Source organism: Cupriavidus sp. 05L411, from assembly GCF_056398045.1.
This window is the reverse complement of the sequence record NZ_JBFTOQ010000049.1, coordinates 54,252-75,836: the sequence shown is the minus strand read 5'-3', so window position 1 is coordinate 75,836 and position 21,585 is coordinate 54,252. Positions and strand designations below refer to the sequence as shown.

General features: G+C 64.8%; 20 protein-coding genes and 1 pseudogene. 8 read left to right on the top strand and 13 right to left on the bottom strand.

The features are described 5' to 3' along the window. The 3 genes and pseudogenes from AC1DQR_RS34365 to AC1DQR_RS34355 all read left to right on the top strand — a co-directional run. Positions 1–362: serine hydrolase (locus tag AC1DQR_RS34365; RefSeq protein WP_477134649.1), on the top strand; the 362-nt coding region annotated here is incomplete at its 5' end. Positions 363–551: 189 nt separating this feature from the next. Next, positions 552–929 (top strand): c-type cytochrome, encoded by a 378-nt coding sequence (locus AC1DQR_RS34360; RefSeq protein ID WP_477134651.1) that lies wholly within the window; start codon positions 552–554, stop codon positions 927–929. An 83-nt stretch (positions 930–1,012) separates the two neighbouring features. Continuing rightward, positions 1,013–1,338, top strand: a pseudogene (locus AC1DQR_RS34355) (serine hydrolase); the annotation flags it as partial. Here the strand turns inward: AC1DQR_RS34355 and rtcR are convergent. After that, positions 1,335–2,930, bottom strand: a complete 1,596-nt coding sequence (gene rtcR / locus AC1DQR_RS34350; protein ID WP_477134648.1) for an RNA repair transcriptional activator RtcR — start codon at positions 2,928–2,930, stop codon at positions 1,335–1,337. The pseudogene AC1DQR_RS34355 and the gene rtcR overlap by 4 nt on opposite strands. A gap of 214 nt (positions 2,931–3,144) precedes the next feature. Here rtcR and AC1DQR_RS34345 point away from each other — a divergent pair, with 214 nt between their 5' ends. The 3 genes from AC1DQR_RS34345 to rtcA all read left to right on the top strand — a co-directional run bounded on the left by AC1DQR_RS34345 (position 3,145) and on the right by rtcA (position 7,415). Continuing rightward, positions 3,145–4,707 (top strand): RNA-binding protein, encoded by a 1,563-nt coding sequence (locus tag AC1DQR_RS34345; protein ID WP_477134647.1) that lies wholly within the window; start codon positions 3,145–3,147, stop codon positions 4,705–4,707. 381 nt (positions 4,708–5,088) lie between these two features. Continuing rightward, positions 5,089–6,315, top strand: a complete 1,227-nt coding sequence (locus tag AC1DQR_RS34340) for an RtcB family protein (RefSeq protein ID WP_477134646.1) — start codon at positions 5,089–5,091, stop codon at positions 6,313–6,315. Positions 6,316–6,395: 80 nt separating this feature from the next. Continuing rightward, complete coding sequence (gene rtcA, locus AC1DQR_RS34335) at positions 6,396–7,415, top strand: RNA 3'-terminal phosphate cyclase (protein ID WP_477134645.1); 1,020 nt, start codon at positions 6,396–6,398, stop codon at positions 7,413–7,415. A gap of 26 nt (positions 7,416–7,441) precedes the next feature. Here rtcA and fliR read toward each other — a convergent pair whose 3' ends face one another. The 12 genes from fliR to catA all read right to left on the bottom strand — a co-directional run bounded on the left by fliR (position 7,442) and on the right by catA (position 17,637). Beyond that, positions 7,442–8,227, bottom strand: coding sequence for a flagellar biosynthetic protein FliR (gene fliR, locus AC1DQR_RS34330; protein WP_416051731.1), 786 nt, complete (start codon positions 8,225–8,227; stop codon positions 7,442–7,444). 144 nt (positions 8,228–8,371) lie between these two features. Then, the gene (gene fliQ, locus AC1DQR_RS34325) at positions 8,372–8,641 is read right to left on the bottom strand and encodes a flagellar biosynthesis protein FliQ (protein ID WP_043353410.1); all 270 of its coding nucleotides are present in this window, start codon (positions 8,639–8,641) and stop codon (positions 8,372–8,374) included. 34 nt (positions 8,642–8,675) lie between these two features. Continuing rightward, positions 8,676–9,365: a flagellar type III secretion system pore protein FliP gene (fliP, locus tag AC1DQR_RS34320; protein WP_173430752.1), complete on the bottom strand. Its 690-nt coding sequence runs from the start codon at positions 9,363–9,365 to the stop codon at positions 8,676–8,678. 149 nt (positions 9,366–9,514) lie between these two features. Beyond that, entirely contained in the window at positions 9,515–10,033 is a 519-nt protein-coding gene (fliO, locus tag AC1DQR_RS34315) for a flagellar biosynthetic protein FliO (protein WP_416051732.1), read from the bottom strand. Continuing rightward, positions 10,030–10,488 (bottom strand): flagellar motor switch protein FliN, encoded by a 459-nt coding sequence (gene fliN, locus AC1DQR_RS34310; protein ID WP_150990476.1) that lies wholly within the window; start codon positions 10,486–10,488, stop codon positions 10,030–10,032. The genes fliO and fliN overlap by 4 nt, the downstream gene beginning before the upstream one ends. After that, positions 10,481–11,488: a flagellar motor switch protein FliM gene (fliM, locus tag AC1DQR_RS34305; protein WP_150990478.1), complete on the bottom strand. Its 1,008-nt coding sequence runs from the start codon at positions 11,486–11,488 to the stop codon at positions 10,481–10,483. The genes fliN and fliM overlap by 8 nt, the downstream gene beginning before the upstream one ends. A gap of 150 nt (positions 11,489–11,638) precedes the next feature. Then, positions 11,639–12,124 (bottom strand): flagellar basal body-associated protein FliL, encoded by a 486-nt coding sequence (fliL, locus tag AC1DQR_RS34300; RefSeq protein ID WP_416051733.1) that lies wholly within the window; start codon positions 12,122–12,124, stop codon positions 11,639–11,641. 686 nt (positions 12,125–12,810) lie between these two features. After that, positions 12,811–13,596: a 1,6-dihydroxycyclohexa-2,4-diene-1-carboxylate dehydrogenase gene (locus AC1DQR_RS34295; protein WP_416051734.1), complete on the bottom strand. Its 786-nt coding sequence runs from the start codon at positions 13,594–13,596 to the stop codon at positions 12,811–12,813. Between the two features lie 28 nt (positions 13,597–13,624). Next, positions 13,625–14,644, bottom strand: coding sequence for a benzoate 1,2-dioxygenase electron transfer component BenC (gene benC, locus AC1DQR_RS34290; protein ID WP_416051735.1), 1,020 nt, complete (start codon positions 14,642–14,644; stop codon positions 13,625–13,627). A gap of 25 nt (positions 14,645–14,669) precedes the next feature. After that, complete coding sequence (gene benB / locus AC1DQR_RS34285; protein WP_416053367.1) at positions 14,670–15,191, bottom strand: benzoate 1,2-dioxygenase small subunit; 522 nt, start codon at positions 15,189–15,191, stop codon at positions 14,670–14,672. An 11-nt stretch (positions 15,192–15,202) separates the two neighbouring features. Beyond that, entirely contained in the window at positions 15,203–16,591 is a 1,389-nt protein-coding gene (gene benA / locus AC1DQR_RS34280) for a benzoate 1,2-dioxygenase large subunit (RefSeq protein WP_477134644.1), read from the bottom strand. A 131-nt stretch (positions 16,592–16,722) separates the two neighbouring features. Beyond that, positions 16,723–17,637 (bottom strand): catechol 1,2-dioxygenase, encoded by a 915-nt coding sequence (catA, locus tag AC1DQR_RS34275; protein WP_477134643.1) that lies wholly within the window; start codon positions 17,635–17,637, stop codon positions 16,723–16,725. Between the two features lie 195 nt (positions 17,638–17,832). Here catA and AC1DQR_RS34270 point away from each other — a divergent pair, with 195 nt between their 5' ends. Both AC1DQR_RS34270 and acnB read left to right on the top strand, forming a co-directional pair. Further along, entirely contained in the window at positions 17,833–18,750 is a 918-nt protein-coding gene (locus AC1DQR_RS34270) for a LysR family transcriptional regulator (RefSeq protein ID WP_477134642.1), read from the top strand. Positions 18,751–18,925: 175 nt separating this feature from the next. Next, the gene (acnB, locus tag AC1DQR_RS34265) at positions 18,926–21,544 is read left to right on the top strand and encodes a bifunctional aconitate hydratase 2/2-methylisocitrate dehydratase (RefSeq protein WP_477134641.1); all 2,619 of its coding nucleotides are present in this window, start codon (positions 18,926–18,928) and stop codon (positions 21,542–21,544) included. Positions 21,545–21,585: the final 41 nt, after the last annotated feature.

Genomic DNA, 21,585 nt, shown 5'->3' with positions numbered 1-21,585 from the left:
CCGCGCTGCCTGGCGACCCGCGCGACACGTCAACCCCGGCGGCCATGGCAGCTAGCCTGCAACGGCTCACGCTGGGCGATGCGCTGGGCGGGGCAGAGCGCGAACAGCTGGTGGCATGGATGCGCGGCAATACCACCGGCGCCACGCGGATCCGCGCCGGCGTGCCGGCGGACTGGCAGGTGGCGGACAAGACGGGCTCCGGTGACTACGGCACGGCCAACGACATCGGAGTGGCATGGCCGCCCGGAAAGCCACCCATCGTGCTGGCCATCTATTTCACGCAACCCGGCAAGGACGCCGCCTATCGCAACGACGTGCTGGCCACTGCCGCGCGGATCGCGGTCGAGGCGCTAAGAGGCTGATATGACGAAGACCGTGGTTTGATGGCTTGTGGGGCAATGCCGGCTAGCCAATCGACCTCTCGTGGGCGCGAGCACATTGCTAATGAACAATCTCGGTTCAAATGTTATCGAGAGAATTGCGTGTTGCAGTGGCACCTCCGGGGTTTGCCCTCGATTCAGATCTGATTTATGCAACAAGGCCACATGAAAATGAAAATATTATTCATCGCTTCGCTAGGAATTTTAGCGCTAACTCAAGCATCACTATCCTTCGCGGATAATGTCAATGGGAAAAACCTCTATATACAGAGATGTGCCATGTGCCACGGAGCAGATCTCAAAGGAACAGGACCGTTGGCTAATAAAATAAATCCGACTACACCTGATCTTGCAACATCCGCTTTCAAGAAACGACTAAATGATTATCCGGGCGTTATTGTATCATCGATAATACTCCGCCCAAATGGAGACTTGATTCCAAGAACTTTGCGAGAGAATGGTGTAAAGCTATCGCCGTACCCTTGGAGTATTAAGGATCTGCGCGATTTAAATCAATACATGAGTGGTGTGATTTCAAAAAATCGATGATTTTGAGATGAGAGGTGGGCGCAGAAATCTAAGAGCCATTTCAGGGTTGGTTACAAACAAATTCGCCAGCACATCGGCCGAAGTCCGCGCTGCCTGGCGACCCGCGCGACACGTCAACCCCGGCGGCCATGGCAGCTAGCCTGCAACGGCTCACGCTGGGCGATGCGCTGGGCGGGGCAGAGCGCGAACAGCTGGTGGCATGGATGCGCGGCAATACCACCGGCGCCACGCGGCGGACAAGACGGGCTCCGGTGACTACGGCACGGCCAACGACATCGGAGTGGCATGGCCGCCCGGAAAGCCGCCCATCGTGCTGGCCATCTATTTCACGCAACCCGGCAAGGACGCCGCCTATCGCAACGACGTGCTGGCCTGCGCCGCGCGGATCGCGGCCGAGGCGCTAGGTTAAGGCTGGCTCGCGGCCGCGAAGGTCAGGCCGAATTTGCCGAGGTACTTGGCCAACCGGTCGCTGTCGTTGCTGCTGCTCTTGCCCAGCCGTGATACGGCAAACAGCGTGCGCCCGGCCTCGGCCTGGCTCTTGCTCCGGCGGCACACGCTCAGCACATAGTCGAGCTGCACCAGGTCGAACGGGTCCGTGGCGGCCCGCACGGCGGGATCCAGGATGGCCAGCGCGTGGCCCTGGGCTACCGCCTGCTGAGCGCCGTCCTGCCACGATTCGTTCAGCCGCGCGATTTCCGCGTCCACGACGCTGGCATCGATGCGGCCGCTGTCGGCCAGCGTCATCATGCGCGTCACCGACGCGGCGAGGTCGCGGAAGTTGCCGCGCCAGCAGGCCTGCGGCGATACCGCAAAATCCAGCCAGGCCTGGCGTGCTTCCTTGTTAAAGCGCACCTGGCTGCCGAGCTCGCGCGCCTGGCGCACGAGCTCGTAGTCCAGGTTGGGCTCCACGTCCTCCGGGCGCTCGGCCAGTCCCGGCAGCCGGTAGGTCCACAAGTTGATGCGGGCAAACAGGTCCTCGCGAAAACGTCCGGCGCGCACCTCGGCGCGCAGGTCCCGGTTGGTGCCGGCGATCAGCTGGAAATCGCTCTGCACTTCCTTGTCGCCGCCGACCGGAAAGAAGCGCTTCTCCTCGATGGCTTTCAGCAGCATCGCCTGCTCGTCCAGCCCCAGCTCGCCGATCTCATCCAGGAACAGCAAGCCCTGGTGGGCCGAGCGCAGCCAACCCGTGCGCTCGCCCTGCGCGCCGGTGAAGGCACCCTTGACGTGGCCAAACAGCGCCGACATGGCGCCGTCGCCGCGGATGGTGGCGCAGTTCACTTCCACAAAGCCGCCGCTGAGCTGGTGGCGGCCTTTCTTCAGCTCGAACACGCGCCGCGCCAGGAACGACTTGCCGGCGCCGGTCGGGCCGGTCAGCAGCACCGGCGCGCGCGAGCGCAGCACCACGCGCTCGATCTCGTCGATCATCTGGTTGAAGGCGGCGTTGCGGGTGGCAATGCCGGACTTGAGCAACGACACCGCATCCTGCTGCTCGCGCGAGAAGCGCGCGGCCAGCTGGTCGTAGCGGGACAGGTCGAGATCGATGGCGGCGTAGTGGCCCGGCTGGCCGCTGGCCTGCCGCAAGGGCGGCGAGGTCTGCAGCAGGCAGGCCGGCAGGTAGCGCGCCTCGGTCAGCAGGAACAGGCAGATCTGTGCCACGTGGGTGCCGGTGGTGATGTGCACCCAGTACTGCTCGCGCTCCGTATCGAAGCGGTAGCCGCGCGTGAACTCATGCAGCGAAGCATAGACCTCGCTGAAATCCCAGGGATCCTCCAGCGCCAGCAGGTTCAGCCTGACCTCCGTCTGCGGCGAGACCTTGGCGATGTCGGCCGCGACCTGCTCGGCCAGCGCCCGGTGGCGGCCGGTATAGAGCAGCTCGAAGCGATCCAGCAGCAGGTCTTCGTGTTGGCACAGCGCCACGCTGGGCCGCCATTTTTCCCAGCGCGCGGAGCCTTTGCCCCGGTCGAGTTGTGTGCCGATGAAGCCGATGACGACCTTTTTCATGTTCTCTGTATTTATAGATAGCTATATAAATATATAGATATTGGTCRCGGCGAACAAGCAGGAAATTGGCGAATTTCCTGGGGGAATCCAATAAAAATCGTTATGAATCATTGAGTTATGTTTTTTCTGCCGCTTATCTGCAGCCCCTGGCACGCCGATTGCGAAATAGAGACCATCGAATACGGCGCAACCTTGTCTCCTGGGGAGAATGCAAATGGCAAATACCAATCTGTTTCACGGCCTGCGTGGCCGCTTCCTGCCGCCGGCAGACGCGATCAACGAGGCGGGCGGCACTGCCTATGCCCTGGGACGCGAACATCGCCTGGCGCAGTACGCGGCAACGGGTTGCCTGAACGGCACCTTCTACGCCAGCGCCGAAGCGCAGCTCGACGCCGTGATGGCGTTGTGCGAGGACGTGGATCCGGCCTTTATCGCCAAGACCGCCGTGTATTGCCGCGAGCGCGGCTATATGAAGGACATGCCGGCCCTGCTGTTGGCCGCATTGACCGTGCGGGGCTCGCAGTACCTGCCGGCGGTGTTCGGCCGCGTGATCGACAACGGGAAGATGCTGCGCACCTTCGTGCAGATCCTGCGCAGCGGCGCGGCGGGCCGCAAGTCGCTGGGCACGCGGCCGAAGAAGCTGGTGCAGCAATGGCTCAATACGGCCGACGAGCGTGCGTTGCTGTCGGCATCGGTGGGCACCAGCCCGTCGCTGGCCGATGTGGTGAAGATGGTGCACCCGAAGCCGGCGCAAGCCTGGCGCGCCGCCTTCTTTGCCCGGCTGATCGGCAAGCCCTATGACGTGTCTGCGCTGCCGCCGGTGACGCAGGCCCTGGAGGCCTACAAGGTGGCGCGGGCCGAAGGGCGGCAGGCGCCGGTGCCGGCGGTGCCGTTCCAGATGCTGGCATCGCTGGACCTGGATGCCCAGGCCTGGGCCGAGGTGGCACGCCATGGCGGCTGGCAGATGGTGCGCATGAACCTGAACACCTTTGCGCGCCACGGCGTGTTTGCCCTGCCGGGCATGGCGGACGAGATCGCGGCAAAGCTGCGGCAGCCTGAAGCCATCGCGCGGGCCCGGGTGTTTCCGTACCAGTTGCTGGCCGCGTACCACGCCGCCGGGGAAGACATGCCGGCGGTTGTGCGCGAGGCCTTGCAGGATGCGCTGGAACTGGCGCTGGCCAATGTGCCGCTGGTGGAGGGCCGCATGGTGGTTTGCCCTGACGTGTCGGGCTCCATGCACTCGCCGGTGACGGGCTACCGTGCGGGGTCGAGCAGCGCGGTGCGCTGCGTGGACGCCGCCGCGCTGGTCGCCGCAACCTTCCTGCGCAAGCAGCCGGACACGATGGTGCTGCCGTTCAAGGAGGAAGTGGTGAAGCTGACGCTGAACCCGCGCGACACGGTGATGACCAACGCGCAGAAGATGGCGGCGCTCGGCGCGGGCGGCACCAACTGCAGCGCGCCGCTGGCGTGGCTGAACCATCGCCGCGTGAGTGCCGACGTGGTCATGCTGGTGTCAGACAACCAGTCGTGGATGGATGCACGCCATGGCGAAACGGCCACGTTGCGGGAGTGGGAGCGTTTCAGGCAGCGCAATCCCAAGGCCCGGCTGGTGTGCCTGGACATGCAGCCCTACGTGGCCAGCCAGGCGCCGGAGCGCGACGACATCCTGAACATCGGGGGCTTCTCCGACTCGGTGTTCCAGATCGTCGCTGCCTTCGCCGCCGGGCAGTTGCAGGCCGGCCACTGGGTGGGCGAGATATCGGCCACGACGCTGTGAAAGTTCGAAGTTATGAATTTCTGAAGTTGTGAAGTTCGGCGGTGACTGGCGAATGCCGGGCAGACTACATCCAAGGCTTGTCTGTCCTATCCCTTGTCGCCGGTTACCGCCCCCGAGCCTGCATACCTCAGCCGCCGCGCATGGCGCCTGCGGTATGCGGACTCGCCACGAATGCTGGCCAGGACTACATCTGGTGATTGCCGGTTCAATTCCGGCCGCTGCGGCATATGCAGCGTAAATCCTGCCGATCCTTGTCGTGGCGATGCCGCATTGCCCTACGATTAGAGCGCCGGTTCCACAACCACTAGTCGCTCACCCTATTTGGTATTTTGCTGGCCAACGCCAGCGTAGTCCCGCCGCAAGGCAAAGAGAGAAGAAGACATGAGCAAGGAGAATTACGACGTATTCCAGTCCGGCACCGGCCGCCCGGTCAAGATGTGGACCCATGGCGTGCCCGTCGATGACGGCGCGCGCGCGCAGCTCGCCAACACCGCGCAGATGCCGTTTATCTTCAAGCATCTGGCCGTGATGCCGGACGTACACCTGGGCAAGGGTTCCACCATCGGCTCGGTGATCCCCACACGCGGCGCCATCATCCCGGCGGCGGTGGGCGTGGATATCGGTTGCGGCATGATCGCCGTCAAGACCACGCTAACCGCCAGCGACCTGCCCGATAGCCTCGGCCCGCTGCGCAGCGCCATCGAGAAAGCGGTGCCGCACGGCCGCTCCAACAATCGCAGCGGGCGCGACAAGGGCGCCTGGGGCGAGGTGCCGGATGCGGTGGATGCGAGCTGGGCCGCGCTGGCAGGTGACTTCGAGCGCATCACGCAGAAGTACCCGAAGCTGGCGCGCACCAACAACCGCAACCACCTGGGCACGCTGGGCACCGGCAACCACTTTATCGAGGTCTGCCTGGATGAGAGCCAGTCGGTCTGGTTCATGCTGCACTCGGGCTCGCGCGGGGTGGGCAATGCCATCGGCAACACCTTTATCGAGCTGGCGCAAGCGGATATGCGCCGGCACTTCATCAACCTGCCCGACCGCGACCTGGCCTACCTGGTGGAAGGCGGCGAGCACTATGAAGACTACGTGTTCGCGGTGGAGTGGGCGCAGCAGTACGCGCGCCGCAACCGCGAGACGATGATGGCCAACGTGCTGGACGCCGCGCGCGCCGTGATCGGCAAGCCCTTTGCCACGGAGATGGAGGCGGTGAACTGCCACCACAACTACGTGCAGAAGGAGCGCCACTTCGGCGAAGACGTACTGGTGACCCGCAAGGGTGCGGTCAGCGCCAAGGCCGGTGAGCTTGGCATCATCCCGGGCTCGATGGGCGCGCGCTCCTACATCGTGCGTGGCAAGGGCAATGCGGAATCGTTTTGCTCCTGCAGCCACGGTGCGGGCCGCACCATGAGCCGCTCCGAAGCCAAGCGCCAGTTCTCGGTGGAAGACCAGCGACTGGCCACGCAAGGCGTCGAGTGCCGCAAGGATGCCGAAGTCATCGACGAGATCCCGATGGCCTACAAGGACATCGACGCGGTGATGGCGGCGCAGTCCGACCTGGTCGAGATCGTTCACACGCTCAAGCAGGTGGTGTGCGTGAAGGGTTGAAGGCAGCAAACGCCGCCGCCGGGGACGAACCTGTCCCTGGCGGCGCTGGCATAACAACAAGAACAGAAGAGTATTCCGTGATGATTGAAATCGACGGCTCCTACGGCGAGGGCGGGGGCCAGATCCTGCGCACCGCGCTGTCGCTTGCCATGGTGACCGGCACGCCGGTGCATATCGCCAACGTGCGCGCCCGGCGCAGCAAGCCCGGGCTGATGCGCCAGCACCTGACCGCCGTGGTGGCGGCGCAGGCGATCAGCGGCGCGCGCACCGAAGGCGCGGCGATCGGCTCGACGGCGCTGACGTTCGAGCCGAGGCCCGTGCGCGCCGGCAACTACGACTTTGCCATTGGTTCCGCCGGCAGTTGCACGCTGGTGCTGCAGACCCTGCTGCCGGCGCTGTGGTCCGCCGCGCGGGACGACGGCTTCACGCTCACCCTGTCCGGTGGCACCCACAACCCCATGGCGCCCTCAGCCACCTTCCTGCGCGACGCCTGGCTGCCGCTGATGGCCCGCATGGGCGGGCCTGCCGAGCTCGCGCTGCGCCGCCACGGCTTCTATCCCGCCGGCGGCGGCGAACTGACAGTGAGCGGACGCTCCGGCGCGGCCTGGCGTCCGCTGGCGCTGGACACGCGTGGCGCATCCGGCAGGCCCGATGCACGCGTGCTGATCGCCGGCGTCCCGTTCCACGTTGCTCGCCACGAACTCGACCTCGTCGGCGAGCGGATGGGATGGGATGCCAGCCAGTTGCACGTGGGTGGCTTGCGCCACGAGGAAGGCCCCGGCAACGCCGTGCTGCTCACGCTGCCGCACGAGCAGGTGACCGAGGTCTTCTGCGAGTTCGGCGAGAAGGGCCGTTCAGCGGAAAGCGTGGCCGCTGCCGCCTGCCGCCAGGCCAGCGCCTACCTGGCCGGCAAGGGTGCGGTCGGCCCGCACCTGGCTGACCAGCTCCTGCTGCCAATGGCCCTGGCGGGCGGCGGCAGCTTCACCGTGGACGAAGTGACCAATCACGTGCGCAGCAATGCCGAGGTGATCGCCAAGTTCCTGCCGGTGGATATCGGGTTTGAAGCGATGGAGGGGTGTACGCGGGTGGTGGTTGCGTGAGGGGCGGGTCTGCCTAGACCTGACCGTCACCGCCCAAACTGCCCCAGCACCGTCGCCACCGTACTCAACCCGCCCTCGATCAGCCGCGCCATGAAGGTGCTCATCTGCGGCATGATCAGCATCATCATCAGGATGCCGCCGCCCAGCGTGACCGGGAAGCCGACCGCGAAGATCGACAGTTGCGGAGATGCGCGGTTCAGGATGCCCATGGCGAGGTTGAGCGTGAGCAGCGCGGCGATCAGTGGCAGCGCCAGCAGCAGTCCCGAGGAGAACACGGTGGCGCCGGAGGCGGCCACCGCTGCCCAGCCGGCGCCGGTGAGGGGTTGCGCGGCGATGGGCAGGCTGGCGAAGCTATCGGCGATGGTGGCCAGCAGCATCAGATGGCCGTCCATGGCCAGGAACATCAGCATGGCGACCACATTGAGAAAGCGCGCCAACACCATGGTCTGGCCGCCGGCCGAGCGGTCGTAGAAGGAGGCGAACGACAGGCCCATTTGCAGGCCGATGGTTTCGCCGGCGAATTGCACGGCGGAGAACACCAGCCGCATGCTGAATCCCATCGCCAGCCCGATGCCTACCTCGTTGAGGATGATCAGGAAGCCTTCCAGCGAGTACACCGGCACCAGCGGCAGGTGGCCGATGGTGGGCGAGATGATCACCGCCATCAGGGCCGCCAGGCCAACCTTGGCGCGTCTCGGGATGGTCGACTCGCCAAACAGCGGGGCGGTGCCGATCAGGGCCAGCAGGCGGAACAAGGGCCAGAGGAAGGCGGCGATCCAGGCGTAGAGCTGGGCGGAGGTGACGGAGAGCACGGCGGCTGTTGCGGCGGATACGGCTGTTGCAGCTATTACGGCTATTGCGGCGTTAGATGTTGCTCGGCGCGGCCAGGTGCGACGCCAGGCTTATCCGACGCATCGGATGCATCCGACGCATCCGACGCATCCGACGCATCGGACTCAATGCACCAGGGCGGGAATGCCCTGGAACACTTCGCGCATGTAGTCGACAAAGGTGTTGATCATCCACGGGCCGGCAAGCACCATGGTGGCAAACAGCGCCAGCAGCTTGGGGATGAAGGACAGCGTCATTTCATTGATCTGCGTGGCGGCCTGGAACAGGCTCACCACCAGGCCGGCCACCAGCGCCACCAGCAGCAGCGGCGCGGACAGCATCAGGGTCATTTTCATCGCCTGGGTGGCGATGCTCATTACGGTTTCCGGCGTCATGGCGAAGGCCTTGGGTGGGGCTAGCGCCCCGTGATCAGTTCAGGAAGCTCTGCGCCAGCGAGCCCAGCAGCAATTGCCAACCGTCCACCAGCACGAACAGCATCAGCTTGAATGGCAGCGCGATGGTGGCCGGCGGCACCATCATCATGCCCATCGCCATCAGCACGCTGGCTACCACCAGGTCGATGATCAGGAAGGGGATAAAGACGGTAAAGCCGATCTGGAACGCGGTCTTGAGCTCGCTGGTGACAAAGGCGGGCACCAGGATGTGCATCTGCACGTCTTCGGGGCCTTGCATCTCGGGCACCTTGGCCATCTGGGCAAACAGCGCCAGGTCCTTCTCTCGGGTCTGCTTGAGCATGAAGGTCTTGAGCGGCGCGGCGGCCTTGGCGGCGGCGTCTTCCAGGCTGAGCTTGTTCTCGGACAGCGGCTTGTAGGCGTCGGTGTAGATACGGTCGAACACCGGCGACATGACAAAGAAGGTCAGGAACAGCGACAGTCCCACCAGCACCTGGTTGGGCGGGGAACTGGCCGTGCCCAGCGCATTGCGCAGCAGCCCCAGCACGATGATGATGCGGGTGAAGCCCGTCATCATCAGCATGGCCGCGGGCAGGAACGACAGTGAGGTGAGCAGGACCAGCGTCTGCACCGACAGCGACCAGGTCTGGCTGCCGCCCGGGCCGGCCTTGCTGGTCAGGCCGGGCAATGCCTGCGCATGGGCCATGGCAGGCAACAGCACCAGCGCAAGGCAGGCGCTCACCAGCAATGCCGCGAGCGCAAGCCGGGAGGGTTGGCTGGCGCATTCGCGCACGGACCGGAGATGGCGTTGCAGGTGGTGTTGCAAAGTGCGCCGGGAGGCGTCAGGCAGGAAATTCATGACTTCAGGTTGTCTTGCATGGCGCGCAGCAGCTTTTGTCCAAAGCTGCCGGCCGGCCCCGGGGTTGCCGTGCTGCCGGAGGGGTGGTCCGGCTTGTGCGCGGCTTGCGCGGGCAAAGTGTGGAGCGTGCGAATCTCGCCGGCGCTCACGCCCAGCACCAGGCAGGTGTCACCCACTTCCACCATCACCAGGCGCTGGCGGGGCCCGAGCATGGTGCTGCCTACTACCTTCATCTGGCCACCCTGGCCGTGCCGGACCAGGCCGGCGCGGCGCGCCAGCCAGGCCAGCAGCAGGATCAGGGCGATGACGGCAAACAGGCCGAGGCCGGCTTGCGCCAGCCCCGTTGCGCTGCTGACCGGGACATGGCTGCCGGCCCCGGCGTGGCTGGCGATCGTGCCGGTACCGGCTGGGCTGGCCGCCGCGGCACTGGCTTGCGCGTACGCGCCCGCCGCATGCGCCAGGCCCACGCCGGCGGCAAGCGCGGCGTTGGCGGTCCGGCGCAGGCCGGCTTTCATCGGTTGAGCTTCCGGATGCGTTCGGACGGCGTGATGATGTCGGTCAGGCGGATGCCGAACTTATCGTTCACCACGACGACTTCGCCCTGGGCGATCAGGTAGCCGTTGACCAGTACATCCATCGGCTCGCCGGCCAGGCCGTCGAGCTCCACCACCGAGCCCTGGGCCAGCTGCAGCAGCGTCTTGATCGGCACCTTGGTGCGACCAAGCTCTACCGTGAGCTGGACCGGGATATCGAGAATCATCTCGATATCGTTGTGGAAGCCGCTCGGCGTTTCCTTCTCCAGCGGCTGGAAGACCTTGGAGGCGGCTGGTGTGGCTGTGGCTGGCGTGGCGGCGACAGCCTGGGCAGGCGCGGCGGCAGCGGCGATATCCTCGGCGCTGGTCTGCTCCGCCAGGGCGCTGGCCCAGTCGTCCATCGGGTCGGCCGGCTTGTCGTCTTTGCCGTCAGTCATGGTCGGTTTCCTTGTTGGAATCGATTTCTTGGTGATTGATCATCCGTTCTACCCGCAACGCATACTGGCCGTTCATGGTGCCAAAGCCGGCCTGCAGCACGGGTACGCCATCGACCTTGCCGAAGACCTGCTCGGGCAGCTCGATGGGGAGTACGTCGCCGACGCGCAGCGCCAGCACTTCGGCTACGGTGCTTTCCACGTGGGCAAATTCGGCCACCAGATCCACCTCCGCCGAGCGAATCTGCTGCGACAGCTGGGAGATCCAGCGCTTGTCTACTTCAACCTCGTCCTGCAGCGGGTTCATCAGCAGGTCGCGCACCGGCTCGATCATCGAGTACGGGAAGCAGACGTGCAGCTGGCCACCCACCGCGCCAAGCTCGATATGGAAGGCGGTGGTCACCACCACCTCGCTGAGCATGGCGATGTTGGCAAACTTCGTGTGCATTTCCGAGCGGACATATTCCAGCTCGATCGGATGCACGGCATTCCAGGCCTGGCCGTAGCTGTTGAGCGCAAGGTCCAGCAGGCGCCGGATGATGCGCTGCTCGGTCTGGGTAAAGTCGCGGCCCTCCACGCGGGTGTGGAAGCGTCCGTCGCCACCGAACAGGTTATCGACCACCAGGAACACCAGGTTGGGGTCGAACACGAACAGCGACGTGCCGCGCAGCGGCTTCATGTGCACCAGGTTCAGGTTGGTCGGCACCGGCAGGTTGCGCACGAAGTCGCCGTACTTCTCGATCCGCACCGAGCCAACCGAGATGTCGGCGCCGCGGCGGATGAAGTTGAACAGCTGGGTCCGAAGCTGGCGGGCAAAGCGCTCGTTGATGATTTCGAGCGTGTGCAGCCGGCCGCGCACGATGCGCTCTTGCGTGGCCAGGTTGTACGGGCGCACGCCATCCTCGGAGACCGGCGCGGCGACCTCGGGCGTATCGGTCTCGCCTGACACGCCTTTCAGTAATTCGTCTACCTCGTCCTGCGAGAGAAACTTGTCGTAGGCCATCTAGTGTCCTGCCCCTTGAGTGCCGTGATGAATGAAAGCGACCATGTACCGATCAGCCCGCGCGCTGGCGTTGGCGCGCGCGCTGTGAGACAGGCAAGGAAAACAAGGACGCATTCATATCGGAGTTGCTGGTGGGGCAGGGCAAAGCGCTTACTGCACCACGAAGGAAGTAAATAGGACGTCCAGGATCTGCTGCTTGGGCAGGTTGGGCGCGAACGGCTGGCTGATGGCACTCTGGATTTCCTGGGCCAGCTTGCGCTTGCCGTCCACCGTCGCCAGATCGGGCGGTTGCTTGGCCGACAGCAGCAGCAAGATGCGGCTGCGGACTTCCGGCAGGTACTCGGTGATGCGCGCCTGGTCCTTCGCGTCCGCCACCTTGAGCGACAAACCGGTATGCAGGAAGCGGTCGCCGTCATCGCTCTTCAGATTGACGGTAAATGCTTCCAGCGGCACAAAAATCGGCGGCGGTACAACCGGAGCGGCTGGCGCGGCCGGTTGGCGGTTACTCAGGATGTTGCCCAGAAAAAAGCCCCCGGCACCCAGCGCCGCGACGAGCACGACGCCGAGCACCAGCAGCAGTCGCCCGCGCTTGCTCGTGTTGCCGTCAGCCTGGGAAGAAGTGAGCGTATTCGCCATGAGATGCCTGTATCGGAATGCCTTGCCATTCTTGAGGGAATGACCGGCAAGCAAAGGGCCGAAAAAAAGGGTGAAACCCGCTCAGCTTGGCCCTTTGAGCCGAACAGGTCTTGTCATCCGAGCTACGCGGATGGTCTTACAGGGGTTAACGAATGACGGGCACGGAACTTGAGTGGATGTTTGACTAAAAGCCGCGCCGGGTACCGGATAGCGGGTAACGGACCAGGAAACCGCGATGATTTGCCGGGTTGGCGAGAGGGCGGCAGGCAGGCAGGGGTGGCCGCCAAGGGCACGGCGTTGGCGCTGGCGATGGCGCCGCCGCTCGTCGCGTCGCGTCGCTAAGTCATTGATTGGTTTGCGGATTGATTCCGCCGGTGGGGTGGCGCGGAGAACCGCGTGACGCTGGGGGCTGGCGCCACGCCGCGCCTGGCGGGCCGTGGGAGCTGGCTGTGGACCGCGAAATCCGCATTCCCGGGCCGCCCCATTCGCGAGTGGCGCTACCTGTCCGAGGCAGTGCAAAAAATATGCGCTTAAATGCACATTTTTGAGGCGAGTCATACGTTGTGCGCCTCGCCATCCAGGGCGTCGCCCGGAAAATGCCGCCCCCAGCTGCTTCGTGAAGAAAAAACACGAAAAAGCGAAGCGTCGGTCTGCTGGGAGGGGGGGCGAGCCGGCGTCGCCGCGGTTCAGCCGAGGTCGCCGCCGCCTACGGGCAGGACGGTGCCGGTGATGTAAGAGGCCTCGCCGGACGCCAAGAACAGAATCGCGCGCACCTGTTCGTCGATGGTGCCGTAGCGGTGCATCAGGCTGGATGCCATGGTCTGGTCGACGATGCCCTGATACCACGCGGCTTCCTGCGGGGTCTGCTCCGCCGTGTTGCGGGGCACTTTGCGCGGCGGCGCTTCGGTGCCCCCGGTGGCGATCGCATTGACGCGGATGCCGTCCTGCGCGTGCTCGAAGGCGAGGCTGGCGGTCAGGGCGTTGACGCCGCCCTTGGCGGCCGCGTAGGGCACGCGGTAGATGCTGCGCGTGGCGATGGACGAGACGTTGACGATCACGCCCTGCTTGCGCGCGATCATGCCGGGCAGCACGGCGCGGCAGCACCACAGGGTGGGAAACAGGGAGCGGCGGATCTCGGCTTCGATCTGGGCTTCCTCGTACTCCTGGTAGGGCTTGGCCCAGATGGTGCCGCCCACGTTATTGACGAGGACATCGATGCGGCCATGGGCCGCCAGCGCCGCGCTGGTCATCAGGCGGGCACCGGCATAGGTTTCCAGGTCGGCCTCCACCGCCAGTGCCTGGCCGCCGTTGGCGAGGATTTGCGCGGCGACCTCGTGCACCAGTGCCGAGCGGTCGACCAGCACCAGGCTGGCGCCCTCGGCCGCGGCGGCGAGCGCCACGCCGCGTCCAATTCCCTGCGCCGCGCCGGTTACCACGGCGATTTTTCCGCTAAAGCGCGCATTGTTGTTCATGGCGTGTCCTTGATCCGTGGAAGGTGGGTCAGGCAGCGTTGCTGGCCGAGAATTTTTCGTAGTGGAAGCTGGCCGGCGTCACCCCGGCGTCCTGCAGCCACGCGCGCACCGCATCCACCATGGCAACGGGGCCGCACAGGTAGATGTCGACATCGCCGCCGTTGAGCCAGTCCCGCTCCACATGCTGCGTGACATAGCCCTTGCGGGTTTCGCCACTGACCGGATCGAGCACGCAGGTGCGGTACTCGAAGCCGGCGAGCTTGTCCTTTGCGCGGTCGAGTTGTGCCAATGCCACCAGGTCGATCTCATGCGTCACGCCGTACACCAGGCGGATCGGATGCGGGCTGCCGTTCGCGGCCAGCACGTCCAGCATGGACAAGAAGGGCGCGATGCCGGTGCCACCCGCCAGGAACAGCACCGGGCGGGTCACTTCGCGCAGGTAGAAGCTGCCATAGGGGCCGGCGAAGGTAATGGGCTGGCCGGGCAGTGCCTCCTTGCTCAGGAAGCCGCTCATGCGGCCGTTGGGCACGTTGCGCACCACGAACGAGGTGCGGGCGGCGCCGGGGGCGGAGGAAAACGAGTACGAGCGGGTCAGGCCGGTACCCGGAATCTCCACGTTCACATACTGCCCCGCCAGGAAGGTCGGGGCGGCGGCGTTGCCAAGATCGATCGAGAACCCGATGGTGGAGTCCGACAACTTGTCCACCGCCGCCAGCTTGCCCTGGTAGCGGGCCACGCCGGTCTTGCAGGCGGCCGACGAGGCTGGCACCTTGATCACGCAATCGGAGCGCGGGCGGGTCTGGCAGGCCAGCACGTAGCCCTTGGCGGCCTCCTCGGGCGTCAGCGCGTCTTCGATATAGCTCGACGCCGGCAGGTCGTACTCGCCGGATTCGCACAGGCCGCGGCAGGTGCCGCAGGCGCCGTCGCGGCAGTCCAGCGGGATATTGATCTGCTGGCGGTAGGCGGCGTCGGACAGGGTTTCGTTGGCGGCGCAGGTGATGAAGCGGGTAACGCCGTCTTCAAACTGCAGAGCGATGTTGTATTCCATGGCGTGGTTCCTCCGGCGCGTCCGCTCAGATGTGATAGATGTCGATGACCTGGTTGATGTAGTCGTTCTTCAGCACGACGTACTTGTCCAGGATCTGCGCTTGCTCGCCGGCGAAGTCGATGACGTAGCGCGACATGCCGAAGTAGCTGTAGTTGGTCTTGTAGCGGTGGCTCAGCGTGTGCCAGTTGAAACGCACCGTGCAGACGCTGCCTTCCTGGCGCTCCAGTTCGACGTTGGTGATGTTGTGGCTGGTGCGCGTGTCCGGCATGGTGGCGCTGGAGCGCTCGGTCTTGATGCGGAACACGCGGTCTTCCAGGCCTTGGCGGTTCGGGTAGTAGATCAGCGAGATCTCGCGCTGCGGATCGGTCACCAGGGTGTCGTCATCGTCCCAGGACGGCATCCAGAAAGCGGCATCCGGGTGATAGCAGGCCAGCCATTCATCCCATTGTTCGTCGTCAAGCAGGCGGCTTTCCCGGTAGAGGAAGGCCTGGATCCCGGCAAGGCTGATGGGTGCGGTCGTTGGGAGCGTTGGGGTCGTTGGGGTCATTGGGATCGTGCTCATGCTTCACTCCCGGCGCTGCCGATCTTGCTGGCTTCGGCTCCCGTGGCCTTCTTCATCACGTCCAGCCAGTAGCGGTGCTGCACCGTGTACAGGCCTTCGTCCTCGGTCTTGACGCCGCTCATCAACGGCTTGAGGCCAATCTTGCGCGCGGCCTCGTCGGCGCCCTCCACCCAGTGCGTGGCGCCGCGGCACATGTCGTTCCATGCCACCGCGCTGCCGGCATAGCCTTGCTGGCAGGCGCGGAATTCTTCCAGATCGTCGGGCGTGGCCATGCCGCTGACGTTGAAGAAATCCTCGTACTGGCGGATGCGGCGTGCGCGCGCGTCGTCGGCTTCGCCCTTGGGCGCGATGCAGTAGATGGTGACTTCGGTCTTGCCAACCGACAGCGGGCGCAGCACGCGGATCTGCGAGCCGAACTGGTCCATCAGGTAGACGTTGGGGTACAGGCACAGGTTGCGCGAGTTCTGGATCATCCAGTCCGCCGTCTCGGCACCGCAGCGCTCGGCGAATTCCTCGCGCCGGTTGAAGTTCGGCCGGTCTTCCGGGTTGGCCCAGCGCGACCACAAGAGCATATGGCCGTGATCGAAGGCGTAGAAGCCGCCGCCTTGCCGGCCCCAGTTGCCCGCGTCCATGGCGCGGATCTTGTCCTCGCGGGCGTTCTCCTGCTTGCGGTGATTGGTGGTGGCGGCGTAGTTCCAGTGCACGGCGGAGACGTGGTAGCCGTCGGCGCCGTTCTCGGTTTGCAGCTTCCAGTTGCCTTCGAAGGTGTAGGTGGACGCGCCACGCAGCACTTCGAGCCCGTCGGCGGACTGGTCCACGATCATGTCGATGATCTTGGCGGCCTCGCCCAGGAAATCCTTGAGCGGCGCCACATCCGGGTTCAGGCTGCCGAACAGGAAGCCGCGATAGTTCTCGAAGCGCGCCACCTTCTTCAGGTCGTGCGAGGCTTCCTTGTTGAAGCAATCGGGGTAGCCGGCGCCCTCCGGATCCTTGACCTTGAGCAGCTTGCCGCTGTTGTTGAAGGTCCAGCCATGGAACGGGCAGGTGTAGGTCGCCTTGTTGCCGCGCTTGTGGCGGCACAGCATGGCGCCGCGATGGGTGCAGGCGTTGATCAGCGCGTTGAGTTCGCCCTGGCGGTTGCGTGCGATCACGATCGGCTGGCGGCCGATGTAGGTGGTGTAGTAATCGTTGTTTCCGGGGATCTGGCTTTCGTGCGCCAGGTAGATCCAGTTGCCCTCGAAGATGCGCTTCATCTCGAGTTCGAACAGGGCCTCGTCGGTGAAGGCGCTGCGATGCAGGCGGTGGTCGCCGGTCTCGTGGTTTTCCACCAGGTAGTCGTCCAGGCGCGCGAGGGCCGGGCTGTGGTCCGGGTAAATGGGGATCATGCGGTGTCTCCTGCATCCGTGGCGGATGCGCCGGGCCGTGAGGGATCCTCAGGGTGGCCCTGATGTTGCTGCGTCGTGGCTGATGCTGTGGGAGGCGCCTGAGGTGCTTGAGGTGCCTCAGGCGCCGGGGCTTACGCGGCGGCGCGCGTGCGCTCCACTTCCGGTGCCGGCGCTGCCGCGCAATCGGCGTACAGGCGGAAATCGAAATCGATGGAGGCAAACGGCTTGTCCAGGCCGTGCTCGGCCAGGGCCCGCGGGGACTCGATGTGCCTGAGCGCTGGCACCAGGCCCTCGCGGCTGGCAAAGGCAAAGTCGTCCCACAGGTATTCGTCGCCGTCGATGTTGATCTGGGTGGTCAGCTTGCGATGGCCGGGCGCGGACACGAAGAAGTGGATGTGCGCGGGGCGCCGGCCATGGCGGCCGAGCAGGTCCAGCAGGCGCTGCGTGGTGCCTTGCGGCGGGCAGCCATAGCCCATCGGCACGATGCTGCGGAACTGGTAGCGGCCCTCGCTATCGGTCGTGATGGTGCGGCGCAGGTTGAAGTCGGACTGCGTCTTGTCGAAGAACGAGTAGTTGCCGAGCAGGTTGGCATGCCAGACCTCCACCGCGGCGCCGGGCAGCGGCTTGCCGTTGGTGTCGAACACCGTGCCCTGCATGAACAGGACTTCGCCCTGGCCGTCTTCGCTGCCGTCGTCCAGCCGCGCGAAGCCTTCGCTCGCGGGCGCGCCGGCCACGTACAGCGGGCCTTCGATGGTGCGCGGCGTGCCGCCGGCGAGACCGGCTTTTGCCTCGGCTTCATCCGCGCGGATGTCCAGGAAGCGTTCCAGGCCCAGGCCGGCGGCCAGCAGGCCAAGTTCCGGCCCGGCCTCGGCGAAGTACTCGATGCCCTTCCAGACTTCGCCGGCGCTCAGGTCCAGGTCTTCGATCGCCTTGAAAAGGTCGGTGGTCAGGCGGACCACCACGCTTTGCACGCGCGCATCGGCCTTGCCGTTGGCGGTGTCGAGGATGAACGCTTTCACCAGCGCTTCGATTTCCGGGTGCGTCATTTGTCTGCTCCTTGTCTCGGGTTTTCTATGTGGGGTCCGTCTTTGCAGTGGCATTCCGCAGGGCAGTGTGATTCGAACTAAAATGCCATAAAGGTATAAAAAGTCGTTGTCACAGCCTGATGCGAAGGATAGGAGTGCCAAAATCGGCGGTCCAACACTGTTTTAGTATTGGCTGAATACTTAAAAGGTATAGTCGTGGACTTGCGTCACTTACGTTACTTTGTCGCCGTCGCGGAGGAGCTCAACTTCACCCGGGCGGCCGAACGGCTGCATATCGCCCAGCCGCCGCTGAGCCGGCAGATCCAGCAACTGGAAGAGGGCCTGAGGGTGCAGCTATTCGAGCGCAACGCGCGCCCGCTCAAGCTGACCGAGGCCGGGCGGTTTTTCTACGCGCACGCCCAGCAGTTGCTGGCGCAAGCCGCGGAACTCGAGTCGATGACACGCCGCGTGGGGCAGATCGAGCGGAAGATGTCGCTCGGCTTTGTCGGCTCGACCCTGTACGGCATGCTGCCCAAGATCATCCGGCGCTTTCGCGCCGAGCACCCGCAGATCGAGCTGAGCCTGGTTGAGATGACCACCATGGACCAGATCGCGGCGCTCAAGCAGGGCACCATCGACGTGGGGTTTGGCCGCATCCGGCACGAGGACCCGAACGTGCGCCGGGTCGTGCTGCGCGAGGAGCGGATGATCGTGGCGCTGCCGGTCGGGCACCCGCTCTCGCTGGCCAAGCCCGTGCTTGCCCTGCACGACCTGCTGGGCGAGACCCTGATCATCTTTCCCAAGGCGCCCCGCCCAAGCTACGCCGACCAGGTGCTGGCAGCGTTTCACGACCGGGCCTTGCAGCCCGGGCGTATCCATGAAGCGCGCGAGCTGCAGATCGCGCTGGGGCTGGTGGCGGCCGGGGAGGGTATCTCGATCGTCCCGAGCAGCGTGCACGGCCTCAAGCGGGACGACATCAGCTACCGGGAGCTGGACGATCCCAACCTGGTCTCGCCCATCATCATGAGCATGCGCAGGCTCGACGAGACCGAGGAGATCAGCGCCATGCTGGACATGATCTACCGGCTGTATGAGGAGGAGAAGCTGGCTTTCCTGCCGCCGAGCCAGGAATGACGGCGGGTGGCCTGATGACGCAGGGGGAACTCTTGCATGCGGCATAGCCTTGATTTTATTGGGTTTTCCGTTTCTAACTCTTATATAAGATATAAGACGTTTGACCCAGAGGTGCACTTTATTTTACAATCGCGGCACAACCGGTTTTTGCAACCCTATTACTCCGCAGGTTCCCATGCTTGAAAACTATCGCGCCCATGTAGCCGAACGCGCCGCGCTTGGCATCCCCCCTCTGCCGCTGACCGCCAAGCAGACTGCGGAGTTGATCGAATTGCTGAAGTCCCCGCCGGCTGGCGAGGAACAAGTCCTGGTCGACCTGATCACGCATCGCGTGCCGGCGGGCGTGGACGACGCCGCCAAGGTCAAGGCCTCGTACCTGGCCGCCGTGGCGCTGGGCAAGGAAGCCTGCACGCTGATCTCGCGTGCCAAGGCTGCCGAGCTGCTGGGCACCATGCTGGGCGGCTACAACATCTCCCCGCTGATCGAACTGCTGGACGACGCCGAGATTGGTCCCGTTGCGGCTGAAGCGCTCAAGAAGACGCTGCTGATGTTCGACGCCTTCCACGACGTCAAGGAAAAGGCCGACAAGGGCAACGCCATCGCCAAGTCCGTGCTGCAAAGCTGGGCCGACGCCGAGTGGTTCACCAGCCGCCCGGAAGTGCCGCAAAGCCTGACCGTGACTGTGTTCAAGGTCACCGGCGAAACCAACACCGACGACCTCTCGCCGGCGCCGGACGCCACCACCCGCCCCGACATCCCGCTGCACGCGCTGGCCATGCTGAAGAACGCGCGCCCGGGCATCACCCCGGAAGAAGACGGCAAGCGCGGCCCGGTCAAGTTCATCGAATCGCTGAAGGAAAAGGGCAACCTGGTTGCCTACGTGGGCGATGTGGTCGGTACCGGTTCCTCGCGCAAGTCCGCCACCAACTCGGTGCTGTGGTTCACCGGCGAAGACATCCCCTTCGTGCCGAACAAGCGTTTCGGCGGCGTGTGCCTGGGCAGCAAGATTGCCCCGATCTTCTACAACACCATGGAAGACGCCGGCGCACTGCCGATCGAGCTGGACGTGTCGCAGATGGAAATGGGCGACGTGGTCGAGCTGCGTCCCTATGATGGCAAGGCCCTGAAGAATGGCCAGGTCATCGCCGAGTTCACCGTCAAGTCCGACGTGCTGTTCGACGAAGTGCGCGCCGGCGGCCGTATTCCCCTGATCGTTGGCCGTGGCCTGACCGCCAAGGCCCGCGAGGCGCTCGGCCTGGCCCCGTCCACGCTGTTCCGCCTGCCGCACAACCCGGCCGACACGGGCCGCGGTTTCACGCTGGCCCAGAAGATGGTTGGCCGCGCCTGCGGCCTGCCGGAAGGCAAGGGCATCCGCCCGGGCACCTACTGCGAACCGAAGATGACCTCGGTGGGCTCGCAAGACACCACCGGCCCGATGACCCGCGATGAGCTGAAGGACCTGGCTTGCCTGGGCTTCTCGGCCGACCTGGTAATGCAGTCGTTCTGCCACACCGCSGCYTAYCCGAAGCCGGTSGACGTCAAGACCCAYCACACSCTGCCGSAGTTCATCWSCACCCGYGGCGGCATCTCGCTGCGYCCGGGCGATGGCGTGATCCACTCGTGGCTGAACCGCATGCTGCTGCCCGACACCGTCGGCACCGGCGGCGACTCGCACACCCGCTTCCCGATCGGCATCAGCTTCCCGGCAGGTTCGGGCCTGGTGGCGTTCGCGGCTGCCACCGGCGTGATGCCGCTGGACATGCCGGAATCSGTGCTGGTGCGCTTCAAGGGCAAGATGCAGCCCGGCGTCACCCTGCGTGACCTGGTCAACGCSATYCCGCTGTACGCSATCAAGTCGGGTCTGCTGACCGTGGCCAAGCAAGGCAAGAAGAACATCTTCTCGGGCCGCGTCCTGGAAATCGAAGGCCTGCCCGACCTGAAGGTCGAGCAAGCGTTCGAGCTGTCCGACGCTTCCGCCGAGCGTTCGGCCGCCGGTTGCTCGGTGCGCCTGAACAAGGAACCGATCATCGAATACATCAACAGCAACATCACGCTGCTGAAGTGGATGATCGCCGAAGGCTACCAAGACCCGCGCAGCCTGTCGCGCCGTATCCAGGCCATGGAAGCCTGGCTGGCCGACCCCAAGCTGCTGGAGCCGGATGCGGACGCCGAGTACGCCGCCGTGATCGAGATCGACCTGGCCGACGTGCATGAGCCCATCGTGGCCTGCCCGAACGACCCGGACGACGTCAAGACCCTGTCGGAAGTGGCTGGCGCCAAGATCGACGAAGTCTTCATCGGTTCGTGCATGACCAACATCGGCCACTTCCGCGCAGCCTCCAAGCTGCTGGAAGGCAAGCGCGACATCCCCGTCAAGCTGTGGGTTGCCCCGCCGACCAAGATGGACGCCAAGCAACTGACCGAAGAAGGCCACTACGGCGTGTTCGGCACGGCCGGCGCCCGCACCGAAATGCCGGGCTGCTCGCTGTGCATGGGTAACCAGGCACAAGTGCGCGAAGGCGCCACGGTGATGTCGACCAGCACCCGTAACTTCCCGAACCGTCTGGGCAAGAACACCAACGTGTACCTGGGTTCGGCCGAGCTGGCTGCGATCTGCTCGCGCCTTGGCCGCATCCCGACCAAGGAAGAGTACATGTCGGACATGGGCGTGCTGGCTACCAACGGCGACCAGATCTACAAGTGGTTTTTGGACCCAAGGGCCATACGACATCCCCCTGCGGGGGCTGCCGGTCACTCTTCTTTGCGTCGGTGTATAGACCGGGGACATAGGTGACGGGTGTGCGAGGACATGGTTGACACTTTCGGGCAATGAAT